Origin of the sequence: Bacteroides xylanisolvens, from assembly GCF_018289135.1 — a bacterium.
Classification (GTDB): domain Bacteria; phylum Bacteroidota; class Bacteroidia; order Bacteroidales; family Bacteroidaceae; genus Bacteroides; species Bacteroides xylanisolvens.
The window spans coordinates 1,461,582-1,487,347 of sequence record NZ_CP072216.1; the positions used below are offsets into that span (position 1 = coordinate 1,461,582).

A 25,766-nucleotide genomic window follows, 5' to 3' on the forward strand; every position below is an offset into this window, starting at 1 on the left:
GTTATGAATGAAAGACTAACAATTCAAGACCTTACTGACTTATTGGCAGCCAAACATAGCATGACCAAGAAAGACGCCGAAGCGTTTGTTAAAGAGTTTTTTCTCTTGATAGAACAAGCTTTGGAGAACGAAAAGACTGTAAAAATCAAAGGATTGGGAACTTTCAAACTTATTGATGTAGATAGCCGGGAAAGTGTCAATGTCAACACAGGAGAACGTTTCCAGATAAAGGGACATACAAAAGTCTCATTTTCTCCGGATGCCAATCTAAGAGATACAATAAATAAGCCTTTCGCACACTTTGAGACTGTTGTATTGAATGAAAATACAATTTTGGAAGATACTCCGATAGAAGATACAGAGGAAGAAGAAGCAGGTGAGGAAGTATCAGCACAAACTGTATTGAATGAGATTGGTGAGAATACGCCCCCCCTTGTAACGGAGGAATATGAAAGCACTGATGATGAGCTTTCAGAAAAAGAGTTGATTCAGGAAGAGCAAATAACTGCTCAACCATCTGTGGAAGACTCCATTGAAGAACCTGTTATCGTTGAAAATGTATCTACAGTAGAAGAATCTATTGAGCCATCCTCTCATGTAGAACCTAAAAGGACCAGCACAGAAACTAATATTGAAGAGAAAGTCGAACAGCTGGAAGATGAAGAAGTCCCGGAAGAGGAAGTCGCAATGGTAGAACAACAACCAGCAGCACCTATAATAGAAGAAAAAGAGGAGATCACTGCCGAGAAAATTATAGAACAAGAGCTTATGAAAGCAAATCTGCAACCTGTGGCTCCTATAATACCTCCTGCTAAAAAAGAAACGATAAAACCGGTCAAATCAGAACATGTATCCCAACCGGCTTCTAAAAAAACAGCTCCAGTGAAGGAAAAATCTCCTGTACCTTATTTAATAGCTGTTATTGTAATCGTTTTGTTATTATGTGGAGGGGTTATCCTGTTTATTTATTACCCGGATTTATTTTCTTCTTCATCTGACAAGAATGCGCTGGATATGCCACCTGTGACAACTCAACCCGTTCAACCGGAAACACAACTTTCCGATACAATTGAACAGAAGGATACCATAAAGGAAATAACTCCTGATGTACCTAAAGTTGTTACGCCCACACCACCTGTTGCTCAAAAAGAAGAAACTGCTCCTGCCAAAGCAGAACCCCAGACAGCTCCACAGCAACCCGCTACATCTGCTTATTTGGATTCAGCATCTTATAAAATTACAGGAACCAAAACAAAATATACAATCAAAGAAGGAGAAACTTTAACTAGGGTTTCCTTGCGTTTTTATGGTACAAAAGCAATGTGGCCATACATTGTGAAGCACAATCCGAAGGTTATTAAGAACCCCAATAACGTACCATATGGCACAACAATTGAAATACCGGAACTTACAAAAGAATAAATAGCAATAATCCATTCACCCGATCATACAAATCCTGTATTGATCGGGTGAAATGTTATGGATGTACAAAAGCGTATGAAAGTACCTTAATCTAAAGATTTCGCATTGTTTTTTAATAAAAATTAGTTGCAATCGTTAATTATATGGCGTACTTTTGGAGGCAAAATAAGAAGCCTTACAACACACAGGAAAGGCTTACATAAAATAAAAGGGATTTAAATAATAAAATATTAAGTATTTATGGCTGAATCAATTGATATCCGCGAGCTAAATGAGCGGATTGAAAGACAAAGTGCTTTCGTTACCAATCTTACGACAGGGATGGACCAAATCATTGTTGGTCAGAAACATTTGGTTGAATCACTGCTTATCGGATTACTTTCCGATGGTCACGTTCTTTTGGAAGGTGTGCCTGGTTTGGCGAAAACTTTGGCTATTAAAACATTCGCTTCTCTGATTGATGCGAAGTATAGCCGTATCCAGTTTACGCCGGACTTATTGCCTGCCGACGTTATTGGTACAATGGTTTACAGTCAGAAAGATGAATCTTTTAAAGTGCAGCGAGGACCAATTTTCGCAAACTTTGTATTAGCTGATGAAATCAACCGTGCTCCTGCTAAAGTACAGAGTGCTTTGCTGGAAGCAATGCAGGAACGTCAGGTTACTATTGGTAAAGAAACATTCATATTACCGGAACCTTTCCTTGTACTGGCTACTCAGAACCCTATCGAACAAGAAGGTACTTACCCGCTTCCTGAAGCACAAGTTGACCGTTTCATGTTGAAAGTTGTCATTGATTATCCAAAGCTGGAAGAAGAAAAACTGATTATTCGCCAAAATATCAATGGTGAGAAGTTCAATGTGAAGCCTATTCTCAAAGCGGATGAAATTATTGAAGCACGTAAGGTTGTTCGTCAAGTGTACCTGGATGAGAAGATTGAACGTTATATTGTAGATATTGTATTTGCAACTCGTTTCCCTGAAAAATATGACCTCAAGGAACTGAAAGATATGATCGGATTCGGAGGTTCACCTCGTGCGTCTATCAATCTGGCTTTGGCTGCTCGTACGTATGCATTTATCAAACGTCGCGGTTACGTAATTCCGGAAGATGTACGTGCTGTAGCACATGATGTTCTCCGTCATCGTATTGGATTGACATACGAAGCTGAAGCTAATAATATGACTTCGGACGAAATCATCAGTAAGATTCTGAATAAGGTTGAAGTGCCCTAATTTGTAGTTATAATACAGTCAATAAGTAGTCATTAATATCTATACATGACTACTTAACTACTTACTACTTAACTACTGTATAAATGGAAACAAGTGAAATACTAAAAAAAGTTCGCCAAATTGAAATAAAGACACGAGGATTGTCTAACAATATCTTTGCAGGCCAATATCATTCGGCTTTCAAGGGTAGGGGTATGTCATTTTCGGAAGTCCGTGAGTATCAGTTCGGCGATGATATACGTGACATAGACTGGAATGTGACTGCGCGCTTCAATAAACCTTATGTGAAAGTGTTTGAAGAAGAACGTGAACTGACAGTTATGTTAATGGTCGATGTTTCCGGAAGTTTGGAATTTGGTACGATCAAGCAGTTGAAGAAAGATATGGTGACGGAAATCGCTGCCACGCTTGCTTTCTCTGCTATTCAGAACAATGATAAAATTGGTGTGATTTTCTTTTCAGACCGGATAGAAAAGTTTATTCCTCCCAAGAAAGGACGTAAACATATCTTATATATTATCCGCGAATTGATTGATTTTCAGCCGGAAAGCCGTCGTACAAATATTCGTCTTGCCTTAGAATATTTGACAAACGTGATGAAAAGACGTTGCACCGCATTTATCTTATCAGACTTTATTGATCAGGACAGCTTTAAGAATGCACTGACCATTGCTAACAGAAAACATGATGTAGTAGCATTACAAGTGTACGACAGGAGGGTTAGTGATCTTCCCCCAGTAGGACTGATGCGAATCAAAGATGCGGAAACTGGACATGAACAATGGATCGACACCTCTTCCAAAGCTGTACGCCGGGCACATCGTGACTGGTGGATACAAAAGCAGACTGAACTTAACGATACTTTCACTAAAAGTAACGTGGATGCTGTATCTGTCAGAACCGACCAGGATTACGTAAAGGCATTGTTGAATTTATTTGCCAAACGAAATTAATGGAATCAAAGATGAATAGAAATATTATTCTGATAGCATTATTAGCTCTATTGTCTGTAGGCAAAGCAGCAGCACAGTCTGTCACGGTAGAAGCAAAAATTGATTCATTGCAGATACTGATTGGCGAACAGGCGAAAGTGCAATTGCAAGTAGCCATGGATGCTAAACAGCGTGCTATTTTTCCTGCTTACACCGATACATTGGTAAGAGGTGTGGAAATTATAGAAACTGTCAAACCGGATACTCAATTCCTGAATGATCGCCAACGAATGTTGATTACTCAAGAATACATTATCACTTCTTTTGACTCTGCTCTATATTATCTACCACCAATGCCGGTTACCGTAGATGATAAAGTATATAAATCCAAAGCTCTGGCATTGAAAGTATATTCGATGCCGGTTGATACATTACATCCGGACCAGTTCTTTGGACAGAAACCTGTGATGAAAGCTCCTTTTGCGTGGGAAGACTGGTATGGATTAATTGCTTGTTCATTCCTAGCTTTACCTTTGCTTGGTTTACTGATCTATCTCATTATTCGTATACGTGATAATAAACCTATTATCCGTAAAATAAAAGTTGAACCTAAATTGCCGCCACATCAGGCTGCAATGAAAGAGATAGAACGTATCAAAACAGAGAAGATATGGCAAAAAGGACAATCGAAGGAGTATTATACCGAACTAACGGATGCACTTCGCACCTATATTAAGGACCGTTTCGGATTTAACGCATTAGAAATGACTTCTTCTGAAATAATTGACCAGCTATTGGAGTTGAATGATAAAGAGGCTATATCAGACTTGAAGCTTTTGTTCCAGACCGCTGATTTAGTGAAGTTTGCCAAACATGATCCTCAGATGAATGAAAACGATGCTAATTTAATTAATGCCATCGATTTTATCAATGAGACAAAACAACCGGAAGAGGAAAACCAGAAACCGCAACCAACGGAAATCACTATCATTGAGAAACGTTCTTTACGTGTTAAAGCTATGCTGATTTGCGGAATTGCACTGTTATCAGCAGCACTAATTGGTACCTTTATATATATAGGTCTGCAGTTATACAATCTTTTCGTATAAAGAGTGTATAACTTAATACTAAATAGTAAACTGTTAAATCATAAATAAAATGGTTTTTGCCAATATTGAATATCTGTTTTTGCTATTATTGCTTATACCATATATTGTATGGTATATCCTGAAACAAAAGAAAAGTGAAGCAACCCTTCAAATTTCAGATGCTCGGGTATATGCACATACACCTAAAAGTTATAAGAACTATTTGTTGCATGTTCCATTTCTACTGCGCTGCATTGCTTTGGTGTTAGTTATCTTGGTTCTTGCACGCCCGCAAACTACTAACAAGTGGCAGAACAGTGAAATAGAAGGAATTGATATTATGCTGGCTATCGACGTTTCTACCAGTATGCTGGCTGAAGACTTAAAGCCAAATAGACTTGAAGCTGCCAAAGATGTAGCTGCTGAATTTATCAACGGACGCCCCAATGATAATATCGGTATTACATTATTTGCAGGAGAAACTTTCACTCAATGTCCATTGACTGTAGATCATGCCGTATTGTTGGATATGATACATAATATTAAATGCGGCCTTATCACTGACGGTACTGCGGTTGGTATGGGTATTGCTAATGCTGTGACTCGCTTAAAAGATAGCAAAGCGAAATCTAAAGTTATTATCTTATTGACGGATGGTACTAATAATAAGGGAGATATTTCTCCAATGACAGCGGCAGAAATAGCTAAAAGTTTTGGTATTCGTGTATATACTATCGGGGTAGGTACTAATGGAATGGCTCCTTATCCTTATCCGGTGGGGAATACTGTACAATATGTAAGTATGCCGGTGGAAATTGATGAAAAGACATTGACAGAGATTGCCGGAACGACAGATGGTAACTATTTCCGGGCTACGAGCAACTCGAAGCTTAAAGAAGTATATGAAGAAATTGATAAACTGGAAAAGACGAAACTGAACGTAAAAGAGTACAGTAAACGAGACGAAGAGTATCACTGGTTTGCCCTAGCTGCCTTCCTCTGTGTCTTGTTGGAAGTACTATTACGCAATTCGGTACTCAAAAAAATTCCATAAGAATGTTTGTCAATCGTTATTTGTCAATCATAAAATAGTAAGAAGATGTTTCGATTTGGAGAACCTACATATTTATACTTATTGCTGCTATTACCTTTTTTAGCAGCTTTCTACTTGTATTCCAACTACAAGAGAAGAAAGAATATCCGACGCTTCGGAGACCCGACTTTATTGGCTCAATTAATGCCTGATGTATCCAAATATCGTCCGGATGTAAAATTCTGGATTATTTTTGTTGCTATTGGCTTGTTCTCCGTATTATTAGCACGCCCCCAATTCGGTTCTAAGCTGGAAACGGTTAAGCGCAAAGGAGTAGAGGTAATTATAGCTTTGGATATTTCAAACTCTATGTTAGCTCAAGATGTACAGCCTAGCCGTCTGGAAAAAGCAAAAAGACTAATTTCCAGATTAGTGGATGAACTTGACAATGATAAGGTAGGTATGATTGTATTTGCAGGTGACGCTTTTACTCAGCTACCAATTACAAGTGACTATATTTCCGCTAAGATGTTTTTAGAGTCCATCAATCCTTCGTTGATTTCTAAACAGGGTACAGCTATCGGGGAAGCAATCAATTTAGCAGCTCGTAGTTTCACTCCGCAAGAAGGGGTAGGACGTGCTATTATTGTTATTACTGACGGTGAAAATCATGAGGGTGGTGCAGTGGAAGCCGCCAAAGCCGCTGCAGAAAAAGGTATTCAAGTAAGTGTATTGGGAGTAGGTATGCCTGATGGTGCCCCCATTCCGGTAGAAGGTACGAATGATTATCGCCGCGACCGGGAAGGTAATGTGATTGTTACCCGTTTGAATGAAGCTATGTGCCAAGAAATTGCTAAGGAAGGAAAAGGTATATATGTACGAGTAGACAACTCTAATTCAGCCCAAAGAGCTATTAATCAAGAAGTGAACAAAATGGCGAAGTCTGATGTAGAGTCAAAAGTATATACAGAGTTTAACGAACAATTCCAAGCTATTGCATGGGTTATTCTACTATTGTTATTGGCAGAAATCTTAATTTTGGACCGCAAGAATCCTTTATTTAAGAACATTCACCTGTTTTCTAATAAGAAATAGTTATACGTATGTTAAAAAGTAAATATATTCTATTCGCTGTATTTCTGTTAGCGACAGCCGGTGTCTCGGCTCAGAAAGCAGAACGCGACTATATCCGTAAGGGAAACCGCCTGTTTAATGATAGTGTATTTGTTGACGCAGAGGTAAACTACCGGAAAGCTCTGGAAGCAAATCCCAAGTCTACAGTATCTATGTACAATTTGGGAAATACTCTTTCGCAACAGCAAAAGTTTCAGGATGCCATGGAACAATACGTATCGGCCAGCAAAATTGAAAAGGATAAAATGAAGCTCGCTCATATCTACCACAATATGGGAGTACTTTTCCAAGCTGGTAAAGATTATGCAAAGGCTGTGGACGCCTATAAAATGTCACTGCGTAATAATCCTGCCGATCATGAAACCCGGTACAATTTGGCTCTTGCACAGAAAATGTTGAAAGATCAACAAAATCAGCAGAATCAAGACCAAAATCAGGATCAGAATAAAGATCAACAAAAGCAAGATCAAAAACAAGACCAGAATAAAGACAAGCAGAAAGATCAGAAACAAGATGAAAAGAAAGATCAGCAGCAACCACCGAAGTCAGAAAAAAAACAAGATAATCAGATGTCAAAGGAGAATGCTGAACAATTGCTGAATTCTGTAATGCAGGATGAAAAAGATGTGCAAGACAAAGTGAAAAAGCAACAAAAAGTTATGCAAGGTGGTCGCTTAGAAAAAGATTGGTAATATAAAGTTGATGATATAAATTTCATAAGCAATGAAAAAACTGATTATTATATTGATGGCATTGATAGCATATAGCACTCAGATGCTTGCTGATAAAGTGTCTTTTACTGCTTCTGCTCCTGACGCAGTGGTAGTAGGCGACCAGTTCAGGCTGTCGTATACTGTTACTACACAAAAAGTGAAAGATTTCCGGGCACCATCGATCAAAGGTTTTGATGTGTTGATGGGGCCAAGCCGTTCACAACAAAGTAATACTCAAATAGTAAATGGTAATGTTACGTCTACTAGTAGTATTACATTCACATATATATTAATGGCGAATAATGCCGGAGAATACACAATACCCGGTGCCTCAATTATTGCTGATGGCGATCAAATGGTATCAAATTCAGTAAGGATTAAAGTATTGCCACAAGATCAAGGTGGTAGCAATAGTAGCAGTAGTTCTTCTACACATTCCTCATCTGGTACAGGGGTCTCTAACCAAGACTTGTTTATTACAGCAAGTGCCAGTAAAACGAATGTGTACGAACAGGAAGCATTTGTCCTGACCTATAAAATATACACCAGAGAATCCAATTTACAACTGAATAATGCAAAGTTACCCGACTTTAAAGGCTTCCATTCTCAAGAAATCGAAATGACTACAAATGCGAGATGGACTCCGGAACATTATCAGGGACGTAATTACTATACGACAGTTTATCGTCAGTTCGTTCTCTTCCCGCAACAATCAGGAAAACTATATATTGATCCTGCTCAATTCCAGATGACAGTTGGTAAACCTGTACAATCTGATGATCCTTTTGATGCTTTCTTCAATGGAGGAAGTAATGTCATTGAAATAAAAAAATCAATTTCCACCCCTAAGATAGCAATAAATGTAAATCCGCTTCCTGCAGGTAAACCGGCAGATTTCTCCGGTGGAGTGGGAGAGTTCAATATTTCTTCATCTATCAACAACAAGGAACTGAAAACCAATGATGCTATTACTATTAAATTAGTAATATCCGGTACAGGTAATCTGAAGTTAATTTCTAATCCGGAAATTAAATTCCCAGATGATTTTGAAGTATACGATCCCAAAGTAGACAATCAAGTCAGATTAACCCGGGAAGGACTTACAGGTAATAAGGTTATCGAATATTTAGCAATTCCGCGGCATGCTGGAACATATAAGATTCCAGGAGTATCTTTCAGTTATTTTGATATTCGCTCCAAATCTTATAAAACGCTGAAAACAGAAGAATATGTAATAAACGTTGAGAAAGGTGCGGGTAATGCAGATCAAGTAATTGCTAACTTCACTAATAAAGAGGATTTGAAAGTATTAGGTGAGGACATCCGTTACATCAAACAAAACGAAGTTACTCTCCAGCCTAAAGGAAGTTTCTTCTATGGTTCAATGACATATTGGCTATTCTATATCATTCCCGCTCTTGCCTTTATTATTTTCTTTATTATTTATCGTAAGCAAGCTGCTGAAAATGCGAACGTAGCTAAAATGCGTACGAAGAAAGCCAATAAAGTAGCAACAAAACGTATGAAGTTAGCTGGAAAATTACTCTCCGGAAATAAGAAAGATGCTTTCTATGATGAAGTTTTAAAGGCACTGTGGGGATATATAAGTGACAAACTGAATATTCCGGTATCTCGTTTATCTAAAGATAATATTGAAGAGAAGCTAAGAAATCATGGAGTAAATGAGGAACTAATCAAAGAATTCCTGAATGCATTGAATGACTGTGAATTTGCCCGGTTTGCTCCAGGTGATGAAAATCAAGCCATGGATAAAGTTTATTCTTCTTCAATAGAAGTAATAAGCAAAATGGAGAATTCGATAAAACATTAACCCAGAAGAGATTGTGTCATGAAAAAGATATTATTTTTTATATTATTATCAATGTCACTTACTTGTTTTGCACAAGATTCGTTAAACATTGATTCTAAACAAACCAATGGAGCTGATTCTATCCACGCTTCACATACCACATTTTCCAGTAACACACTGGAAGATGCCACAAAAGCTGAAGGCGATTCCGCATATATAAAAGAAGATTATGCAGCAGCTATTCAAATATATGAAGCATTATTAAAAAATGGAGAAGCTGCTGACGTTTATTACAATTTGGGAAATAGTTATTATAAAATAGGAGAGATAGCGAAAGCTGTTTTAAATTATGAGCGTGCCTTGTTATTGCAACCAGGAAACGGCGATATACGTGCTAATCTTGAAGTGGCACGCGCAAAGACAATAGACAAAGTTGAGCCTGTTCCTGAAGTGTTCTTTGTTTCATGGATCAAATCTCTGACAAATAGCATGAGTGTAGATGCATGGGCCACATGGGGTATTGTATCCTTTATTCTATTGATTATAGCTCTTTACTTTTTTATATTCTCTAAACAGATTGTGTTAAAGAAAGTAGGCTTCATATTAGGAATCGTTTTTCTGATTGTCACCATTTGCTCTAATCTTTTTGCTTCACAACAAAAAGAACATTTAGTCAATCGAAATGAAGCTATAGTAATGAACCCAAGTGTAACAGTTCGAAGTACTCCAAGCGAGAGTGGTACCAGTTTGTTTATTCTGCATGAAGGGAGAAAGGTAAACGTCAAGGACAACTCTATGAAAGAATGGAAAGAAATTCGGTTGGAAGATGGAAAAGTAGGATGGGTACCAGCTTCCGCTATTGAAGTAATATAAAGGTCATTAATAGATTTTATAAATTCAAGAAAAAAAGATAAGCAAATAATTTGTTTTATCTTTTTTTTTGCTTAAGTTTATAGCGTGATAAAAAAATCACATAGTATTAACCATTAAATTTATGAGACATGAGAACAATAACGTTTAATGAACTTCGTAAAATTAAAGATTCATTGCCTAGCGGTAGCATGCATAGAATAGCAGACGAACTTGGTTTGCACGTAGATACAGTGCGAAACTTCTTCGGAGGACACAATTTCAAGGAGGGAAAAAGTGTCGGAATACATCTTGAGCCCGGTCCGGATGGTGGGCTTGTAATGTTGGATGATACGACCGTTCTTGATCGGGCTTTAAAAATCCTAGATGAATTGAATATGAGTATGCAAAAAGAACAGGCTACCGAATCTGTGCAAGTTTAAAATATAACAAACTGAATCCCAATTGAATCAAACAATTGGGATTTCTTATTTGTTTTCACCTTATAAAATGTACATTTATGGAAGACAAATTAGTAACCCTAGCCATTCTGACATACACTAAAGCGCAGATCTTAAAGAATGTCTTGGAAAATGAAGGTATAGAAACATACATTCATAACGTAAATCAAATACAACCGGTTGTTTCTTCGGGGGTGCGTTTACGCATAAAGGAAAGCGATCTGCCACGTGCTTTGAAAATAACAGAAAGTTCTACATGGCTGTCTGAAAGTATAGTGGGAGAGAAGGAGCCCAAAACAGAAAATAAGTCAAATAAGATTTTAATTCCCGTTGACTTCTCTAATTATTCGATGAAAGCGTGTGAATTTGCATTTAACCTAGCAAAAACAGAAAATGCTGAAGTCATTTTGTTGCACGTCTATTTTACGCCTATATATGCTTCATCATTACCATATGGAGATGTTTTCAATTACCAGATTGGAGATGAAGAATCCGTAAAAACGATTATTCAGAAAGTTCATTCTGACCTCAATGCCTTATCAGAAAAGATAAAAGAAAAAGTCACATCGGGTGATTTTCCCAATATTAAATATAGCTGTATCTTACGTGAAGGTATTCCAGAAGAAGAAATCTTAAGATATGCTAAGGAACAGCGTCCTATGGTTATCATCATGGGGACTCGGGGAAAGAATCAGAAAGATATCGATTTGATTGGCAGTGTAACTGCTGAAGTTATTGATAGAAGCCGCACAGCTGTACTGGCCATTCCCGAAAACACACCATTTAAACAGTTTAGTGAAGTAAAACGGATCGCCTTTATTACCAATTTTGATCAAAGAGATTTAATTGCTTTCGAAGCATTCTTTAATACTTGGAAATCATTCCATTTTTCTGTATCTTTAATACATCTTACTGATTCCAAAGATACCTGGAATGAAATAAAACTAGCAGGTATAAAAGAATATTTTCACAAGCAATATCCAGGGCTTGAAATTCATTATGATGTAGTAATGAACGATAATTTGCTAAAAGGGCTTGATCAGTATATCAAAGATAATCAAATAGATATAATCACTTTGACTTCTTACAAAAGGAATATATTTGCTCGGTTATTTAATCCAAGTATTGCTAGAAAAATGATTTTTCATTCTGATACGCCATTACTTATTATTAATAGCTGAGCTGATCAGATCAAGCAAAAAACGGGCATTTACGATTATGGAATAATCAATATTATGTTTAATTAAAAAGGAGCAATGTTATTATATTGCTCCTTTTTAATTTTTATCAATTGAAGAAAAATACATATGTATTTTTTGATTATCTCTCCTCAATATGAATTATACGAAAAAAAGAAGGTTACTATTTCTAGCAACCTTCCCATATTTTTCAGACTTATAATTTTCCTGAAAACGATATTACTTCATCAGTTTATCGATTTCTTCAAATTCAGGTCCCATGTTCAAGTTATAGTAAACTCTATAAAGACCTTGTAACCATAAATCTTGTTGATCAGGTTTCAAAGCTCTAGCTTTTTCATAGAATGGTTTAGCTTCTTCGTAGAATTTCTTAACTACAGCCTGTGCTTCAGCATATTTAGGATCATTGATATCTGTTGTTGCTTTATCAGCATAATCCTGTGCTTTCATCAAATATACCAAGCCTACATTAGAGTATGCTTCTGCATATTCCGGATCAGCAGCAATAGCTTTCTTGTAGTATTCGATTGCATTATCATACTCTTTCATATTATGATAAAGATATGCTTTTACATACAAATACAACTTATTGTTCGGATCATTAGATAACATTCTGTCAGCAAACTCCATAGCTTTTGAAGCTTGATTAGAGCTATTATAATAATCAACCAAATTAGCAAAGAAATAATCATTTCCAGGGAACTTTAGGATACCCTCTTCCAAAGATTTAATCCAAGCAGCAGTATCACCTTTAGCTTTATAGGCATCAGCCATCAATTGCATTGCAAATTTACCTCCGTCCTTATCAGATAAAGCCATTGGGGCATATTTAATAATAGCATCTTTATCACCTACCCTATCAGCAGCCAATGTAGCATAATATGCAATTTGTGGGATAAGAGTATCATTCTTAGCCAATTCTTTATCAGCTAGCATCGGATACGAAGCTGATTCAACATATGTTGCAAAGAATTTCAAGGCTTCTTTATTCTTATCCAAGTTAAAATACTGAATACCACCATTAATCAAATTAGGACGTTCAGCCAACATACTTGAAGCATTTGCTTTCCGGTATTTGTTTTTAACTTTTCCCTTTTCATTAGGTATTTCCGCTAATTCATCACACTTAGTATAGTACTCATACATTTTCAGAATACTATTATACACTTTCAATGTATCATACGGTTTTTTCAAAAAAGCATTTTTCATTTGCTCTTCGTTGATACGTCTCTGAATAAATCCAGCAACGTCCCATGTGTCAGCAAGATCCTTCGTTTCAGGATTCTTCATAGCTTCTTTAATAAGCTGCTCAGCCTGCTTAAAATTAGGTTTTACGTCATTAGCCATACTCTTTGCTTCTTTCACATTTTTCATCTGTGCGAATGAGAAGCTAACAGCCATCAATAAAACCATCGAAAATAATACTCTTTTCATGATTGTTGTTTGATTAATTATTAATATTATGTCTATTCCTCGATTTCGTTGTTGCTTTCGTTTTCATTTACGTCTGCTACATCATCAATATCAGGAGCATCAGCATTCGGATCACTCACAATTGTTCCTTCTGCTTCTTCTGCCGGAATTTCATCTTCAAGACTTTCTGTCATAACCTTACATACCGAACCAATCTGGTCGTTACGTTTTTCTAAATTTATCAGACGGACACCTTGAGTAGCACGGCCCATAATACGAACATCAGCCACTTTCAAACGAATAGTGATACCAGACTTATTGATAATCATCAAGTCATTTTCATCAGTTACTGACTTGATTGTTACCAACTTACCTGTTTTTTCGGTAATATTCATGGTCTTCACACCCTTACCACCACGGTTCGTCTTACGATAGTCTTCTATTTCAGAACGTTTGCCATATCCTTGTTCGGAAACTACCATCACAGATTCTGTCTTCAAATCTTTGATACAAATCATTCCTACTACTTCATCCTGGCCATCATTATCCAATGTAATACCGCGTACACCTGTTGCTGTACGTCCCATTACACGAACTGCTGCTTCATGGAAACGAATTGCACGTCCATTACGATTGGCAATGATGATTTCATTGTTTCCATTCGTCATACGAACTTCAATAACACTGTCATCTTCACGGATAGTTATGGCATTTACACCATTCTGACGAGGACGAGAATACTGTTCTAGTAATGTCTTCTTTATTACCCCTTTCTTAGTACAGAACAATACATAATGGCTATTAATAAACTCAGAATCTTCCAAACTCTTCACACGCAAGTATGCAGTTACATTATCGTCCGAGTCAATATTCAACAAATTCTGAATAGCACGTCCCTTAGAATTCTTCGTTCCCTCAGGTATTTCATATACTTTCAGCCAATAGCACTTGCCTTTTTGTGTAAAGAACATCATCGTATTGTGCATGGTAGCAGGATAGATATGTTCTACAAAGTCTTCATCACGGGTCTCCGTACCTTTCGAACCTACACCACCACGATTTTGTGCACGGAATTCAGTCAACGGAGTACGTTTGATATAACCCATATGAGAAATTGTAATAATCATCTGATCATCTGCATAGAAGTCTTCCGGATTGAACTCTTCTGAAGAATAAACGATTTCAGAACGACGTTCATCTCCATATTTCGTTTTAACTTCCAACAATTCATCTTTCATTACCTGACGGCATACTTCATCATCAGCCAAAATACTTTCCAAATAAGCTATCTGCTTCATTATTTCTTCGTATTCCGCATGAAGCTGATCCTGCATCAGACCTGTCAATTGACGCAAACGCATTTCTACAATTGCGCGAGCCTGAATTTCTGTCAGGTTGAATCGCTCAATCAAGCCTGCTATAGCGTCATTAGGAGTTTTTGCTGCACGAATGATACGAATTACTTCATCAATATTATCCGAAGCGATAATCAAACCTTCAAGAATGTGCGCACGTTCTTTCGCTTTACGAAGATCGAACTGAGTACGACGAATAACAACTTCGTGTCTATGTTCGATGAAATATTTAATTAAATCTCTCAGATTCAACGTTTTTGGACGTCCATGAACCAAAGCAACATTGTTTACGCCAAAAGATGTCTGCAAAGCTGTCATTTTATAGAGTTTGTTCAACACTACACTTGCATTTGCATCACGTTTGATGTCAATAACAATACGCATACCGTCACGGTCAGACTCATCGTTGGCATTTGAGATACCTTCTATTTTCTTATCATTTACAAGATCAGCTATATACTTAATCAGTTCGGCCTTATTTACATTATAAGGAATCTCGGTTATTACGATCTTATCATGTGTCTGTCCGCTTTCGATTTCGGCTTTCGCACGCATAATTACACGTCCCCGTCCAGTCAAATATGCCTCGCGTACACCACTCACACCATATATAAACCCGCCAGTAGGGAAATCTGGTGCTTTGACAAATTCCATCAGTTCTTCTACTGTAATTTCCGGATTATCAATATATGCTTCACATGCTTCAATTACTTCCGAAAGATTATGAGGAGGCATATTGGTAGCCATACCTACAGCGATACCGGATGCTCCGTTCACCAGAAGATTCGGGATACGTGTCGGCATAACTTTAGGTTCTACCAGCGTATTATCAAAGTTAGGCTCAAAATCGACGGTTTCCTTATACAGGTCATCCATCATTGCTTCACCCAACTTATTAAGACGAGCTTCTGTATAACGCATAGCAGCAGGGCTATCACCGTCTACAGAACCAAAGTTCCCCTGTCCATCTACCAAAGGATAACGCATTGCCCATTCCTGAGCCATACGCACCATTGCAAAATAAACAGAAAAATCTCCATGAGGATGGTACTTACCGAGTACCTCACCCACAATTCTGGCTGATTTCTTATAAGGTTTGTCTGAAGTATTGCCCAATTCCATCATTCCGTATAAAATTCTACGGTGAACAGGCTTAAATCCATCTCTAACATCCGGAAGGGCACGTGAAACGATGACCGACATGGAGTAGTCAATGTACGATGACTTCATTTCCTCCTCGATGTTAATCTTTATAATTCTGTCTTGTTCAAGCATTTAAAATGATTATTAATTATACATTCTACGGTTTGTGAAAAACCACGCTAAAGTACTACTTTTCCCCGATATACGAAAGTTTTTAGAAAGAAAGTTTTAGCATGACCGGGACGACAATTCATTAAACTTTAAAATTCGAAAATAAAAAGATAAAAACGATAAATATAATATGGAAAGATAGATAACATTGGTAAAAAAGAGCTGGATATTTGTTATACCTTATATATATAATGCAAATACACCGTTTTTATGGCACGCCATTTGTAGATATAAGAAATAAAGCAAATATTGCAATACAAACTTGATTAATGCGTATATTTGCCAGTGAATAACCCTTAGAAGAAAAGGAAAAGTATGAATAATCAATTCTCACAAAGAGTTTCCGACATTATCGTCTATAGTAAGGAAGAAGCGAATCGGTTGAGAAGTAGGTATATAGGCCCTGAGCACCTGCTTCTGGGAATCCTTCGTGACGGTGAAGGAAAAGCTATCGAGATATTGTCTAAACTCAACACCAATCTAGCTGCAATAAAGCAACAGATTGAAGCTCAACTGAAGGCAGAAGCTGATGATATGTTATTGCCTGATGCAGAGGTACCGTTATCTAATGATGCGGCAAAGATATTAAAAATGTGTATTTTAGAAGCTCGTGGAATGAAAAGTAACATCGCTGATACAGAACATGTATTATTGGCTATTTTAAGAGAAAAAAACAATATGGCAGCTTCCGTACTTGAAGCAAACGATATAAATTATGTGAAAGTACTGGAGCAAGCTACATTGCAACCAGATATAAACTCTGGCATGGGCTTTACGGAAGACGATGATGATGACGAAGAAATGTCCTCTCCCCGTTCCGGCAGAGGTGGTTCGGACGAACGCCAACAAGCACAAACCGCTTCTAAGAAGCCGTCTAATGACACACCGGTACTTGACAATTTCGGTACTGACATGACAAAAGCGGCAGAAGAAGGACGCCTGGATCCCGTTGTCGGCAGAGAGAGAGAAATCGAACGTTTAGCGCAGATCTTAAGCCGCCGCAAAAAGAACAATCCGATTTTGATTGGTGAGCCTGGTGTAGGAAAATCAGCGATTGTTGAAGGTCTTGCATTAAGAATCATTCAGAAAAAGGTTTCGCGGATTCTGTTTGATAAACGAGTGGTTGCTCTTGATATGACTGCTGTTGTAGCAGGAACCAAATATCGTGGACAATTTGAAGAACGTATTCGTTCCATTCTCAATGAATTACAGAAAAATCCGAATGTAATATTATTCATTGATGAAATCCACACGATTGTAGGCGCAGGCTCTGCGGCAGGTTCTATGGATGCTGCCAATATGCTAAAACCGGCATTGGCAAGAGGAGAAATACAATGTATCGGTGCTACCACTCTTGATGAATATCGTAAGAACATTGAGAAAGATGGCGCTTTGGAACGTCGTTTCCAAAAAGTAATAGTAGAACCGACTACCGCTGCCGAAACTTTGCAGATTTTGCGTAATATCAAGGATAAATATGAAGATCACCACAATGTGTATTATACGGATGAAGCATTGGAAGCATGTGTCAAGCTGACAGACCGCTATATCACAGATCGTAATTTCCCTGATAAAGCTATTGACGCTTTAGACGAAGCCGGTTCACGTGTACATCTTACCAATGTCAATGTGCCCAAAGAGATAGAAGAACAAGAAAAACTGATCGAAGAAGCCAAAAGCAAGAAAAACGAAGCTGTGAAATCGCAGAATTTCGAACTTGCAGCCAGCTTCCGTGATAAAGAAAAAGAGCTTTCTGTCCAATTGGATGAGATGAAAAAAGAATGGGAAGCCAATCTGAAAGAAAACAGGCAAACTGTTGATGCAGAAGAAATTGCCAATGTCATCTCAATGATGTCAGGCATTCCGGTACAACGGATGGCACAGGCTGAAGGTATCAAGCTCGCAGGTATGAAAGAAGATTTGCAGGCTAAAGTCATCGCACAAGATACAGCAATAGAAAAACTGGTTAAAGCTATTTTGCGAAGCCGTGTAGGGCTAAAAGATCCTAATAAGCCAATTGGCACATTTATGTTCTTAGGCCCGACAGGAGTTGGTAAAACTCACTTAGCAAAAGAGTTAGCCAAATATATGTTTGGTTCTGCTGATGCACTGATTCGTATAGATATGAGTGAATATATGGAAAAGTTCACTGTTTCACGCCTGGTTGGAGCACCTCCGGGATACGTAGGATATGAAGAAGGTGGTCAGCTGACAGAAAAAGTGCGCCGTAAACCATACTCGATTGTATTGCTTGATGAGATAGAAAAAGCACATCCGGATGTGTTCAACATCTTGCTTCAGGTTATGGATGAAGGTCGTCTGACTGACAGTTATGGCAGAATGGTAGATTTCAAAAATACTGTTATTATCATGACTTCCAATATAGGAACCCGTCAGCTGAAAGAATTTGGACGTGGCGTTGGTTTTGCGACACAAAGCCGCCTGGATGATAAGGAATTCTCGCGAAGCGTAATACAAAAAGCTCTAAACAAATCATTCGCGCCCGAATTCATCAATCGTGTAGATGAGATAATCACGTTTGACCAGCTTTCTCTGGAAGCAATAACAAAGATTATAGACATAGAGCTGAAAGGATTGTATGATAGAATAGAATCTATTGGTTACAAGCTTGTTATTGAAGATAAGGCGAAAGAATTTATCGCCGGCAAAGGATATGACGTACAATATGGCGCCCGTCCTTTGAAGCGAGCAATTCAAACTTATCTGGAGGATGGCTTATCCGAGCTCATCATTTCCTCCTCTTTGAAGGAGGGAGATACTATTCAGGTATCTCTCAATGAAGAAAAAGGTGAATTGGAGATGAAAGTTGTCACTCCGGAATAATATTATTTCCTGAATAAGAAAATAAAATAATATGCCATAATGTCAGACCTTCGGGTCTGGCATTTTTTTTGTCTCTATCTGAACAAACATCAATTAAAATTAATCAATAGATAAACTAAAAAATATACGTATTATGCAAAAAGGTAATATTGGGGTTACAACAGAGAACATTTTCCCTATCATTAAAAAGTTTTTGTACAGTGACCATGAGATTTTTCTGCGCGAGTTAGTATCCAATGCAGTAGACGCCACTCAAAAGCTGAATACGCTTGCTTCTATTGGCGAATTTAAGGGTGAACTGGGTGATTTAACCGTTCACGTTGAATTGGGCAAAGATACCATTACTATTTCTGACCGTGGTATCGGTTTGACTGCAGAGGAAATTGAAAAGTACATCAATCAAATAGCTTTTTCAGGAGCTAACGACTTCCTGGAGAAATACAAGAATGACGCAAATGCCATTATCGGACATTTCGGACTTGGCTTCTACTCTGCTTTTATGGTTGCAAAGAAAGTGGAAATTATCACTAAATCATACAGAGACGGTGCACAAGCCGTAAAATGGACTTGTGATGGCAGCCCTGAATTCACTATTGAAGAAATAGAAAAAGCCGATCGTGGATCAGACATCATCTTATACATTGATGATGACTGCAAAGAATTCCTCGAAGAAGCACGTATTTCCGAGCTTCTGAAGAAATATTGCAGCTTCCTTCCTGTTCCCATTGCATTTGGGAAAAAGAAAGAATGGAAAGACGGCAAACAGGTAGAAACAGCCGAAGATAATATAATCAATGATACCACTCCTTTGTGGACACGTAAACCTAGCGAACTTTCGGATGAAGATTACAAATCATTCTATAGTAAGTTATATCCAATGTCTGATGAACCACTATTCTGGATTCACCTGAATGTTGATTATCCATTCCATCTGACTGGTATCCTCTATTTCCCGAAGGTAAAGAGCAATATTGAATTAAATAAGAATAAGATTCAGTTATATTGCAATCAGGTATATGTTACAGACTCGGTTGAAGGTATTGTGCCGGACTTCCTGACTTTGTTACATGGCGTAATCGATTCTCCGGATATTCCGTTGAACGTTTCCCGTTCGTATTTGCAAAGCGACTCGAACGTGAAGAAGATTTCAACTTATATCACAAAGAAGGTTTCCGACCGTTTACAGTCTATATTCAAGAATGACCGTAAGCAGTTTGAGGAGAAGTGGAATGATTTAAAAATATTTATCAATTATGGAATGCTCACACAAGAGGATTTCTATGATAAAGCGCAAAAATTTGCCCTTTTCACCGATACAAATGACAAGCATTATACATTTGAAGAGTACCAGACCCTTATTAAAGATAATCAGACAGATAAAGATGGAAACTTAATTTATCTGTATGCAAATAACAAAGATGAGCAATATAGTTATATTGAAGCTGCCACCAACAAAGGATACAATGTTTTGCTCATGGATGGCCAGTTGGATGTAGCTATGGTGAGCATGCTGGAACAAAAACTTGAAAAATCCCGTTTCACTCGTGTAGACAGTGATGTTGTTGACAATCTTATTGTAAAAGAAGATAAGAAAGGTGAAACGTTGGAAGCCAATAAACAGGATGCAATCACAACAGCCTTCAAGAGTCAATTGCCTAAAATGGATAAAGTTGAATTCAATGTCATGACACAGGCATTAGGAGAAAATTCAGCTCCAGTCATGATTACTCAAAGCGAATATATGCGTCGTATGAAAGAAATGGCGAATATTCAGGCCGGAATGAGTTTCTATGGTGAAATGCCTGATATGTTTAATCTAATTCTGAATTCAGACCATAAGTTGATAAAACAGGTATTGAATGAAGAAGAAAGTGCTTGTCAGGCAGAAGTAGCTCCGATACTTTCTGAAATGGACAATGTCAACAAACAACGCAATGAGTTGAAAGACAAGCAAAAGGATAAGAAAGAAGAAGAAATCCCCACATCAGAAAAAGATGAACTAAACAATCTGGATAAGAAGTGGGATGATCTGAAAGGTAAGAAAGAAGCTATCTTTATCGGCTACGCAAGCAATAATAAAGTTATCCGCCAGCTGATCGATTTGGCCTTATTGCAAAACAATATGCTAAGAGGTGAAGCTTTGAATAACTTCGTAAAACGTAGCATAGAATTGATTTAATATCGCCCCTTTAAACATTACACATACTTCAAGAAAGAGCATTCAACGTTAAATACACGTTGTAATGCTCTTTTTCAATTTAAAACGATCGGTAAAATATCGATTAATTGAAAAGTATTGTATATATTTGAACACTTAATAGACAAAAAATTCAATTGTTTGATTTGGGTTATGAGAAAGATTTTTTTAGTGTTAATTACTTTATGGCTGATTATTCCGGCTATCCATGCCCAAAAAGTAGGACTTGTATTAAGCGGTGGTGGCGCCAAAGGGATGACACACATCGGTATCATTCGCGCTTTGGAAGAAAACAACATTCCTATTGATTACATTGCAGGCACTTCTATGGGAGCCATTATCGGTTCTTTATATGCTATGGGATACTCTCCTGACGACATGGTAGAACTTCTCAAGTCGGAAGACTTTAAACGATGGTACTCCGGAGAAGTGGAAGAGAAATATGTATATCACTTCAAAAAGAATCTTCCCACTCCCGAATTCTTCAATATTCGTTTTTCATTCAAAGACTCACTGAAAAGTTTGAAACCTCAATTCCTGCCTACCAGTGTTGTCAATCCGATTCAAATGAATCTCGTTTTTGTAGACCTATATGCACGTGCCACAGCCGCTTGTAAGGGAGATTTTGATAAACTTTTTGTTCCTTTCCGTTGCATTGCGTCCGATGTATACAACAAGAAACAATTAGTCATGAAGGAAGGAGATTTAGGAGATGCCGTCAGAGCTTCCATGAGCTTCCCATTCATGTTTAAACCTATTGAAATAGACAATGTATTAGCCTATGACGGAGGTATTTATAATAACTTTCCTACAGATGTCATGAGAGATGATTTTCATCCGGATGTCATCATAGGAAGCGTCGTGTCAACCAATCCCACTAAACCCAAAGAAAATGATCTCATGAGTCAAATTGAGAATATGGTAATGCAGAAAACCGACTATTCCATTCCGGACTCCATGGGGATTTTAATGACGTTCAAATATGACAATGTTAATCTAATGGATTTTCAACGCATTGACGAATTACACGATATAGGATATAATCGAACCATCAGCATGATGGATTCAATCAAAAGTCGTATTCATCGGCGTGTAAATCTGGACAATATACGTTTAAGAAGAATGGTATACCGGAGTAATTTTCCGGAGCTACGCTTTAAAAATATCATCATTGACGGAGCTAATCCACAACAACAAGTATATATTAAAAGAGAATTTCATAAATCAGATACCAAAGAATTCACTTATGAGGATTTAAAACAAGGTTATTTCCGATTGTTATCTGATAAAATGATTTCCGAAATTATACCGCATGCAATTTATAATCCGGAAGACGACACCTACGATCTACATTTAAAGGTGAAATTAGAAAATAATTTTGCTGTGCGGTTGGGAGGAAATATATCCACTTCCAATTCCAATCAGATCTATCTGGGGCTTAGCTATCAGGATTTAAACTACTATGCCAAAGAGTTTATCCTTGACGGGCAACTCGGAAAAGTATATAATAACGTGCAGTTTATGGCAAAAATTGACTTTGCCACTGCCATTCCTACCTCATACCGTCTTATAGGTTCAATCAGTACTTTCGACTATTTCAAGAAAGACAAACTTTTTTCGCGAAATAACAAACCTGCCTTCAATCAGAAAGACGAACGTTTCTTAAAATTGCAGGTCGGCTTACCTTTCCTTTCGAGCAAGCGAGCAGAGTTTGGGGTCGGAATTGCGAAAATAGAAGATAAATATTTTCAGAAAAGCGTCATTGACTTTGGAAATGACAAATTTGACAAAAGTCGCTATGATTTATTCGGTGGATCAATCAGCTTTAATGGAAGTACCCTAAATTCTAAACAATACCCCACACGTGGATACAGAGAAGCTCTTGTTGCCCAGATCTTCGTTGGAAAAGAACGATTCTACCCGGGCGAAGGAAGTACCACCAACAACAATAATAAAGACCATCACTCATGGTTGCAATTATCATACATGAAAGAGAAATATCATAATATGAGTGAACATTGGGTTTTAGGATGGTATTTGAAGGCATTATATGCCTCTAAAAACTTCTCCGAAAACTATACGGCCACAATGATGCAGGCTGGAGAGTTTTCGCCCACGCTACACAGTAAATTGACCTACAACGAAGCCTTTCGTGCCAATCAATTTGTGGGAGCCGGTATTCGGCCTATTTACCGTTTAAACCAAATGTTCCATCTTCGGGGAGAATTTTATGGCTTTATGCCCATTTATCCAATCGAAAAAAACTCGTTGAATAAAGCATATTATGGAAAAGCTTTCTCCAAGTTTGAATATTTAGGAGAAATTTCTGTTGTATGTCAATTACCTTTTGGAGACATCTCTGCATATGTAAATCATTATAGCTCACCGAAAAGGGAGTGGAATGTCGGACTAAGTATAGGTTGGCAACTATTCAATTATCGGTTCATAGAATAATTTTCTACAAAAAAAGTCGTTGAAAAGCTTGCTAGTTCGGGAAAAGTCCGTATCTTTGCACCCGTTAAAACGAAATAATGGTCGCGTAGCTCAACTGAATAGAGTAGCTGACTACGGATCAGCCGGTTACAGGTTTGAATCCTGTCGCGATCACTTTTTTGAATTAACAAAATGGCCGCGTAGCTCAACTGAATAGAGTAGCTGACTACGGATCAGCCGGTTACAGGTTTGAATCCTGTCGCGGTCACTGAAAACTTACAAATTATAGGGTCGCGTAGCTCAACTGAATAGAGTAGCTGACTACGGATCAGCCGGTTACAGGTTTGAATCCTGTCGCGATCACTTAATCCTCTGCATTTTATGTAGAGGATTTTATTTTTCTCCCCATTTCATCGAAGAAATCGGCCGGCTCAGTCTGAAATCGGCTCAGTCTGAAACCTTGGGGGATTGCGTTAAAATTCTTATTTTTGCATCATGAAAACATCCTCTTCCCAAACGATTGATCCTGTTGCTTCTTTAAGCTTGTTCTTGCCTTCAGGAATCCTTGATTACTTTACCCTAGTCAATCATGTTTCTCAGGATACTTGCTTTATTCTTTATTTAGAGGAGAAAGCCACTATTCCTGCTGAGTACTCTGATCTCCATCTTCACTCAAAAGGTTTCCTCCCTGAGATTGAAGTTCAGGACTTCCCTATCCGTGGTAAAGCCGTTTATTTACGTATCAAGCGTCGTCGCTGGGAAGATCCATCCACTGGGCAGACATATAGTCGTGACTGGAGTTTGGTAGCCACCGGTACTCGCATAACCGCTGAGTTCGGTGCTTTTTTAAAAGAATTACTTAGATAATCACGCCGTTAGCTGCCAAAGTGTAGCAGAGCATTACTGTATGGATGGCAAACAGCTTCAAAGCCAATATAAAGACCACCTGAGTGACTTCCAGAATTGGGATCAGAGAGCACATGCCCAAGAGTATATCCTTTATCCAAAGAATATGGGTTATCGCCTATGTATTGACGAAACGGCTTTGAGCAAGGGAGATCTTTATACCATCTTAATAAATAGAGATAAGCGAGGTAGGAAAGGTTCTATTATAGCTGTAATTCAGGGCACTAAAGCCGATGATATCATTGCGGTACTTACAAAGATGCCACAGGAGCTGCGTAATCAAGTCAAAGAAATTACACTGGATATGGCAGGGAGCATGCAAAAGATTGCGAAAACGTGCTTTCCACGTGCCATGCAGGTGATTGATAGGTTTCATGTACAAAAACTTGTATACGAAGCTGTACAAGAATTGCGTATTACATATAGATGGCAAGTGATAAAAGAGGAGAATAAAGCCATGAAAGCGGCAAAAGAGAAGGGGGAAGTACATAAAGCAGAAGAACTCGAAAACGGAGATACACTCAGGCAATTATTAGCCAGAAGCAGATATTTATTATTTAAATCACCTGATAAATGGACCAAGAGCCAGAAAATCAGGGCAGAATTACTTTTCAAGCAGTTTGAAGATATTAAGCATGTATATTACTACTCATTGGAGTTGGGAAAGATCTTTTCCACAAACTATGACAAGGATGTAGCAAGAGCAAAGCTGGCACTATGGTATAATAAGATTGAAGAATATGGATACGATACATTCACAACAGTAGCAAACTCTATTGAGAACCATTATGAAAGGATTTTGAACTTCTTTGTGAACAGGAGTACAAATGCAGCAGCGGAAGCATTTAATGCTAAAATCAAAGCATTTAGGGCATCATTTAGAGGAGTAGTGGATATGAGCTTCTTCCTTTTTAGGCTAGCAAAGGTATATGCATGAAGGGAATTGACTAAACTTAATCCCCCAAGGTTTCAGACTGAGCCCAGATGGCTCAGTCTGAAACCTTGGGGGATTGCGTTAAAATTCTTATTTTTGCATCATGAAAACATCCTCTTCCCAAACGATTGATCCTGTTGCTTCTTTAAGCTTGTTCTTGCCTTCAGGAATCCTTGATTACTTTACCCTAGTCAATCATGTTTCTCAGGATACTTGCTTTATTCTTTATTTAGAGGAGAAAGCCACTATTCCTGCTGAGTACTCTGATCTCCATCTTCACTCAAAAGGTTTCCTCCCTGAGATTGAAGTTCAGGACTTCCCTATCCGTGGTAAAGCCGTTTATTTACGTATCAAGCGTCGTCGCTGGGAAGATCCATCCACTGGGCAGACATATAGTCGTGACTGGAGTTTGGTAGCCACCGGTACTCGCATAACCGCTGAGTTCGGTGCTTTTTTAAAAGAATTACTTAGATAATCACGCCGTTAGCTGCCA

Annotated in this window: 19 protein-coding genes and 3 tRNA genes; 20 read left to right on the top strand and 2 right to left on the bottom strand. The window is 38.0% G+C overall.

Translation table 11 applies throughout. The features are described 5' to 3' along the window. Positions 1 to 3 precede the first annotated feature (3 nt). The 11 genes from INE92_RS05995 (at position 4) to INE92_RS06045 (ending at position 11,859) form a co-directional block, all read left to right on the top strand. Positions 4 to 1,422, top strand: coding sequence for an HU family DNA-binding protein (locus INE92_RS05995; RefSeq protein ID WP_134993274.1), 1,419 nt, complete (start codon positions 4 to 6; stop codon positions 1,420 to 1,422). Positions 1,423 to 1,662: 240 nt separating this feature from the next. Then, positions 1,663 to 2,658 (top strand): AAA family ATPase, encoded by a 996-nt coding sequence (locus INE92_RS06000; protein ID WP_212701983.1) that lies wholly within the window; start codon positions 1,663 to 1,665, stop codon positions 2,656 to 2,658. A gap of 83 nt (positions 2,659 to 2,741) precedes the next feature. Beyond that, the gene (locus INE92_RS06005; RefSeq protein ID WP_004314365.1) at positions 2,742 to 3,611 is read left to right on the top strand and encodes a DUF58 domain-containing protein; all 870 of its coding nucleotides are present in this window, start codon (positions 2,742 to 2,744) and stop codon (positions 3,609 to 3,611) included. Beyond that, positions 3,611 to 4,699, top strand: a complete 1,089-nt coding sequence (locus INE92_RS06010; RefSeq protein ID WP_015531109.1) for a hypothetical protein — start codon at positions 3,611 to 3,613, stop codon at positions 4,697 to 4,699. Before INE92_RS06005 ends, INE92_RS06010 begins: the two co-directional genes overlap by 1 nt. 49 nt (positions 4,700 to 4,748) lie before the next feature. After that, positions 4,749 to 5,732, top strand: a complete 984-nt coding sequence (locus INE92_RS06015; protein WP_004314367.1) for a vWA domain-containing protein — start codon at positions 4,749 to 4,751, stop codon at positions 5,730 to 5,732. A gap of 45 nt (positions 5,733 to 5,777) precedes the next feature. Continuing rightward, positions 5,778 to 6,806, top strand: a complete 1,029-nt coding sequence (locus INE92_RS06020) for a VWA domain-containing protein (protein ID WP_004314368.1) — start codon at positions 5,778 to 5,780, stop codon at positions 6,804 to 6,806. An 8-nt stretch (positions 6,807 to 6,814) separates the two neighbouring features. Further along, a complete protein-coding gene (locus INE92_RS06025; RefSeq protein WP_015531111.1) occupies positions 6,815 to 7,537 on the top strand; it encodes a tetratricopeptide repeat protein in 723 nt (240 codons plus the stop codon). 31 nt (positions 7,538 to 7,568) lie between these two features. After that, positions 7,569 to 9,389, top strand: coding sequence for a BatD family protein (locus INE92_RS06030; RefSeq protein WP_015531112.1), 1,821 nt, complete (start codon positions 7,569 to 7,571; stop codon positions 9,387 to 9,389). 18 nt (positions 9,390 to 9,407) lie between these two features. Beyond that, complete coding sequence (locus tag INE92_RS06035) at positions 9,408 to 10,241, top strand: tetratricopeptide repeat protein (RefSeq protein WP_004314372.1); 834 nt, start codon at positions 9,408 to 9,410, stop codon at positions 10,239 to 10,241. A 128-nt stretch (positions 10,242 to 10,369) separates the two neighbouring features. Then, positions 10,370 to 10,660, top strand: coding sequence for a hypothetical protein (locus INE92_RS06040; protein WP_004295969.1), 291 nt, complete (start codon positions 10,370 to 10,372; stop codon positions 10,658 to 10,660). A gap of 77 nt (positions 10,661 to 10,737) precedes the next feature. Continuing rightward, complete coding sequence (locus tag INE92_RS06045) at positions 10,738 to 11,859, top strand: universal stress protein (RefSeq protein ID WP_087318607.1); 1,122 nt, start codon at positions 10,738 to 10,740, stop codon at positions 11,857 to 11,859. Positions 11,860 to 12,096: 237 nt separating this feature from the next. On the opposite strand, the gene INE92_RS06050 is transcribed toward INE92_RS06045, so the two are convergent. After that, a complete protein-coding gene (locus INE92_RS06050) occupies positions 12,097 to 13,311 on the bottom strand; it encodes a tetratricopeptide repeat protein (protein ID WP_008022355.1) in 1,215 nt (404 codons plus the stop codon). A gap of 32 nt (positions 13,312 to 13,343) precedes the next feature. Next, on the bottom strand, positions 13,344 to 15,920 hold the full coding sequence (gene gyrA, locus INE92_RS06055; protein ID WP_212701984.1) for a DNA gyrase subunit A: 2,577 nt from the start codon (positions 15,918 to 15,920) through the stop codon (positions 13,344 to 13,346). A 354-nt stretch (positions 15,921 to 16,274) separates the two neighbouring features. Here gyrA and INE92_RS06060 point away from each other — a divergent pair, with 354 nt between their 5' ends. The 9 genes from INE92_RS06060 (at position 16,275) to INE92_RS06100 (ending at position 25,748) form a co-directional block, all read left to right on the top strand. Further along, a complete protein-coding gene (locus tag INE92_RS06060) occupies positions 16,275 to 18,803 on the top strand; it encodes an ATP-dependent Clp protease ATP-binding subunit (protein WP_004314507.1) in 2,529 nt (842 codons plus the stop codon). A 133-nt stretch (positions 18,804 to 18,936) separates the two neighbouring features. After that, positions 18,937 to 20,982, top strand: a complete 2,046-nt coding sequence (gene htpG, locus INE92_RS06065) for a molecular chaperone HtpG (protein WP_008022359.1) — start codon at positions 18,937 to 18,939, stop codon at positions 20,980 to 20,982. 171 nt (positions 20,983 to 21,153) lie between these two features. Continuing rightward, the gene (locus tag INE92_RS06070) at positions 21,154 to 23,454 is read left to right on the top strand and encodes a patatin-like phospholipase family protein (RefSeq protein ID WP_049703367.1); all 2,301 of its coding nucleotides are present in this window, start codon (positions 21,154 to 21,156) and stop codon (positions 23,452 to 23,454) included. A 79-nt stretch (positions 23,455 to 23,533) separates the two neighbouring features. Then, positions 23,534 to 23,607 (top strand) — tRNA-Arg (locus INE92_RS06075). 20 nt (positions 23,608 to 23,627) lie between these two features. After that, positions 23,628 to 23,701, top strand: a tRNA-Arg gene (locus INE92_RS06080). 21 nt (positions 23,702 to 23,722) lie between these two features. Beyond that, positions 23,723 to 23,796: transfer RNA gene (locus INE92_RS06085), tRNA-Arg, on the top strand. A 132-nt stretch (positions 23,797 to 23,928) separates the two neighbouring features. Continuing rightward, positions 23,929 to 24,300, top strand: coding sequence for an ISAon1 family transposase N-terminal region protein (locus INE92_RS06090; protein ID WP_008640050.1), 372 nt, complete (start codon positions 23,929 to 23,931; stop codon positions 24,298 to 24,300). Positions 24,301 to 24,340: 40 nt separating this feature from the next. Then, the gene (locus tag INE92_RS06095; RefSeq protein WP_007483769.1) at positions 24,341 to 25,276 is read left to right on the top strand and encodes an ISAon1 family transposase; all 936 of its coding nucleotides are present in this window, start codon (positions 24,341 to 24,343) and stop codon (positions 25,274 to 25,276) included. 100 nt (positions 25,277 to 25,376) lie between these two features. Next, positions 25,377 to 25,748: an ISAon1 family transposase N-terminal region protein gene (locus tag INE92_RS06100; RefSeq protein ID WP_008640050.1), complete on the top strand. Its 372-nt coding sequence runs from the start codon at positions 25,377 to 25,379 to the stop codon at positions 25,746 to 25,748. Positions 25,749 to 25,766: the final 18 nt, after the last annotated feature.

Excerpts from the sequence above, each read along its gene's own strand:
- INE92_RS05995 (WP_134993274.1), top strand. The coding sequence starts at position 4 with ATGAATGAAAGACTAACAATTCAAGACCTTACTGACTTATTGGCAGCC.
- INE92_RS06000 (WP_212701983.1), top strand. The coding sequence starts at position 1,663 with ATGGCTGAATCAATTGATATCCGCGAGCTAAATGAGCGGATTGAAAGA.
- INE92_RS06005 (WP_004314365.1), top strand. The coding sequence starts at position 2,742 with ATGGAAACAAGTGAAATACTAAAAAAAGTTCGCCAAATTGAAATAAAG.
- INE92_RS06010 (WP_015531109.1), top strand. The coding sequence starts at position 3,611 with ATGGAATCAAAGATGAATAGAAATATTATTCTGATAGCATTATTAGCT.
- INE92_RS06015 (WP_004314367.1), top strand. The coding sequence starts at position 4,749 with ATGGTTTTTGCCAATATTGAATATCTGTTTTTGCTATTATTGCTTATA.
- INE92_RS06020 (WP_004314368.1), top strand. The coding sequence starts at position 5,778 with ATGTTTCGATTTGGAGAACCTACATATTTATACTTATTGCTGCTATTA.
- INE92_RS06025 (WP_015531111.1), top strand. The coding sequence starts at position 6,815 with ATGTTAAAAAGTAAATATATTCTATTCGCTGTATTTCTGTTAGCGACA.
- INE92_RS06030 (WP_015531112.1), top strand. The coding sequence starts at position 7,569 with ATGAAAAAACTGATTATTATATTGATGGCATTGATAGCATATAGCACT.
- INE92_RS06035 (WP_004314372.1), top strand. The coding sequence starts at position 9,408 with ATGAAAAAGATATTATTTTTTATATTATTATCAATGTCACTTACTTGT.
- INE92_RS06040 (WP_004295969.1), top strand. The coding sequence starts at position 10,370 with ATGAGAACAATAACGTTTAATGAACTTCGTAAAATTAAAGATTCATTG.
- INE92_RS06045 (WP_087318607.1), top strand. The coding sequence starts at position 10,738 with ATGGAAGACAAATTAGTAACCCTAGCCATTCTGACATACACTAAAGCG.
- INE92_RS06050 (WP_008022355.1), bottom strand. The coding sequence starts at position 13,311 with ATGAAAAGAGTATTATTTTCGATGGTTTTATTGATGGCTGTTAGCTTC.
- gyrA (WP_212701984.1), bottom strand. The coding sequence starts at position 15,920 with ATGCTTGAACAAGACAGAATTATAAAGATTAACATCGAGGAGGAAATG.
- INE92_RS06060 (WP_004314507.1), top strand. The coding sequence starts at position 16,275 with ATGAATAATCAATTCTCACAAAGAGTTTCCGACATTATCGTCTATAGT.
- htpG (WP_008022359.1), top strand. The coding sequence starts at position 18,937 with ATGCAAAAAGGTAATATTGGGGTTACAACAGAGAACATTTTCCCTATC.
- INE92_RS06070 (WP_049703367.1), top strand. The coding sequence starts at position 21,154 with ATGAGAAAGATTTTTTTAGTGTTAATTACTTTATGGCTGATTATTCCG.
- INE92_RS06090 (WP_008640050.1), top strand. The coding sequence starts at position 23,929 with ATGAAAACATCCTCTTCCCAAACGATTGATCCTGTTGCTTCTTTAAGC.
- INE92_RS06095 (WP_007483769.1), top strand. The coding sequence starts at position 24,341 with ATGGATGGCAAACAGCTTCAAAGCCAATATAAAGACCACCTGAGTGAC.
- INE92_RS06100 (WP_008640050.1), top strand. The coding sequence starts at position 25,377 with ATGAAAACATCCTCTTCCCAAACGATTGATCCTGTTGCTTCTTTAAGC.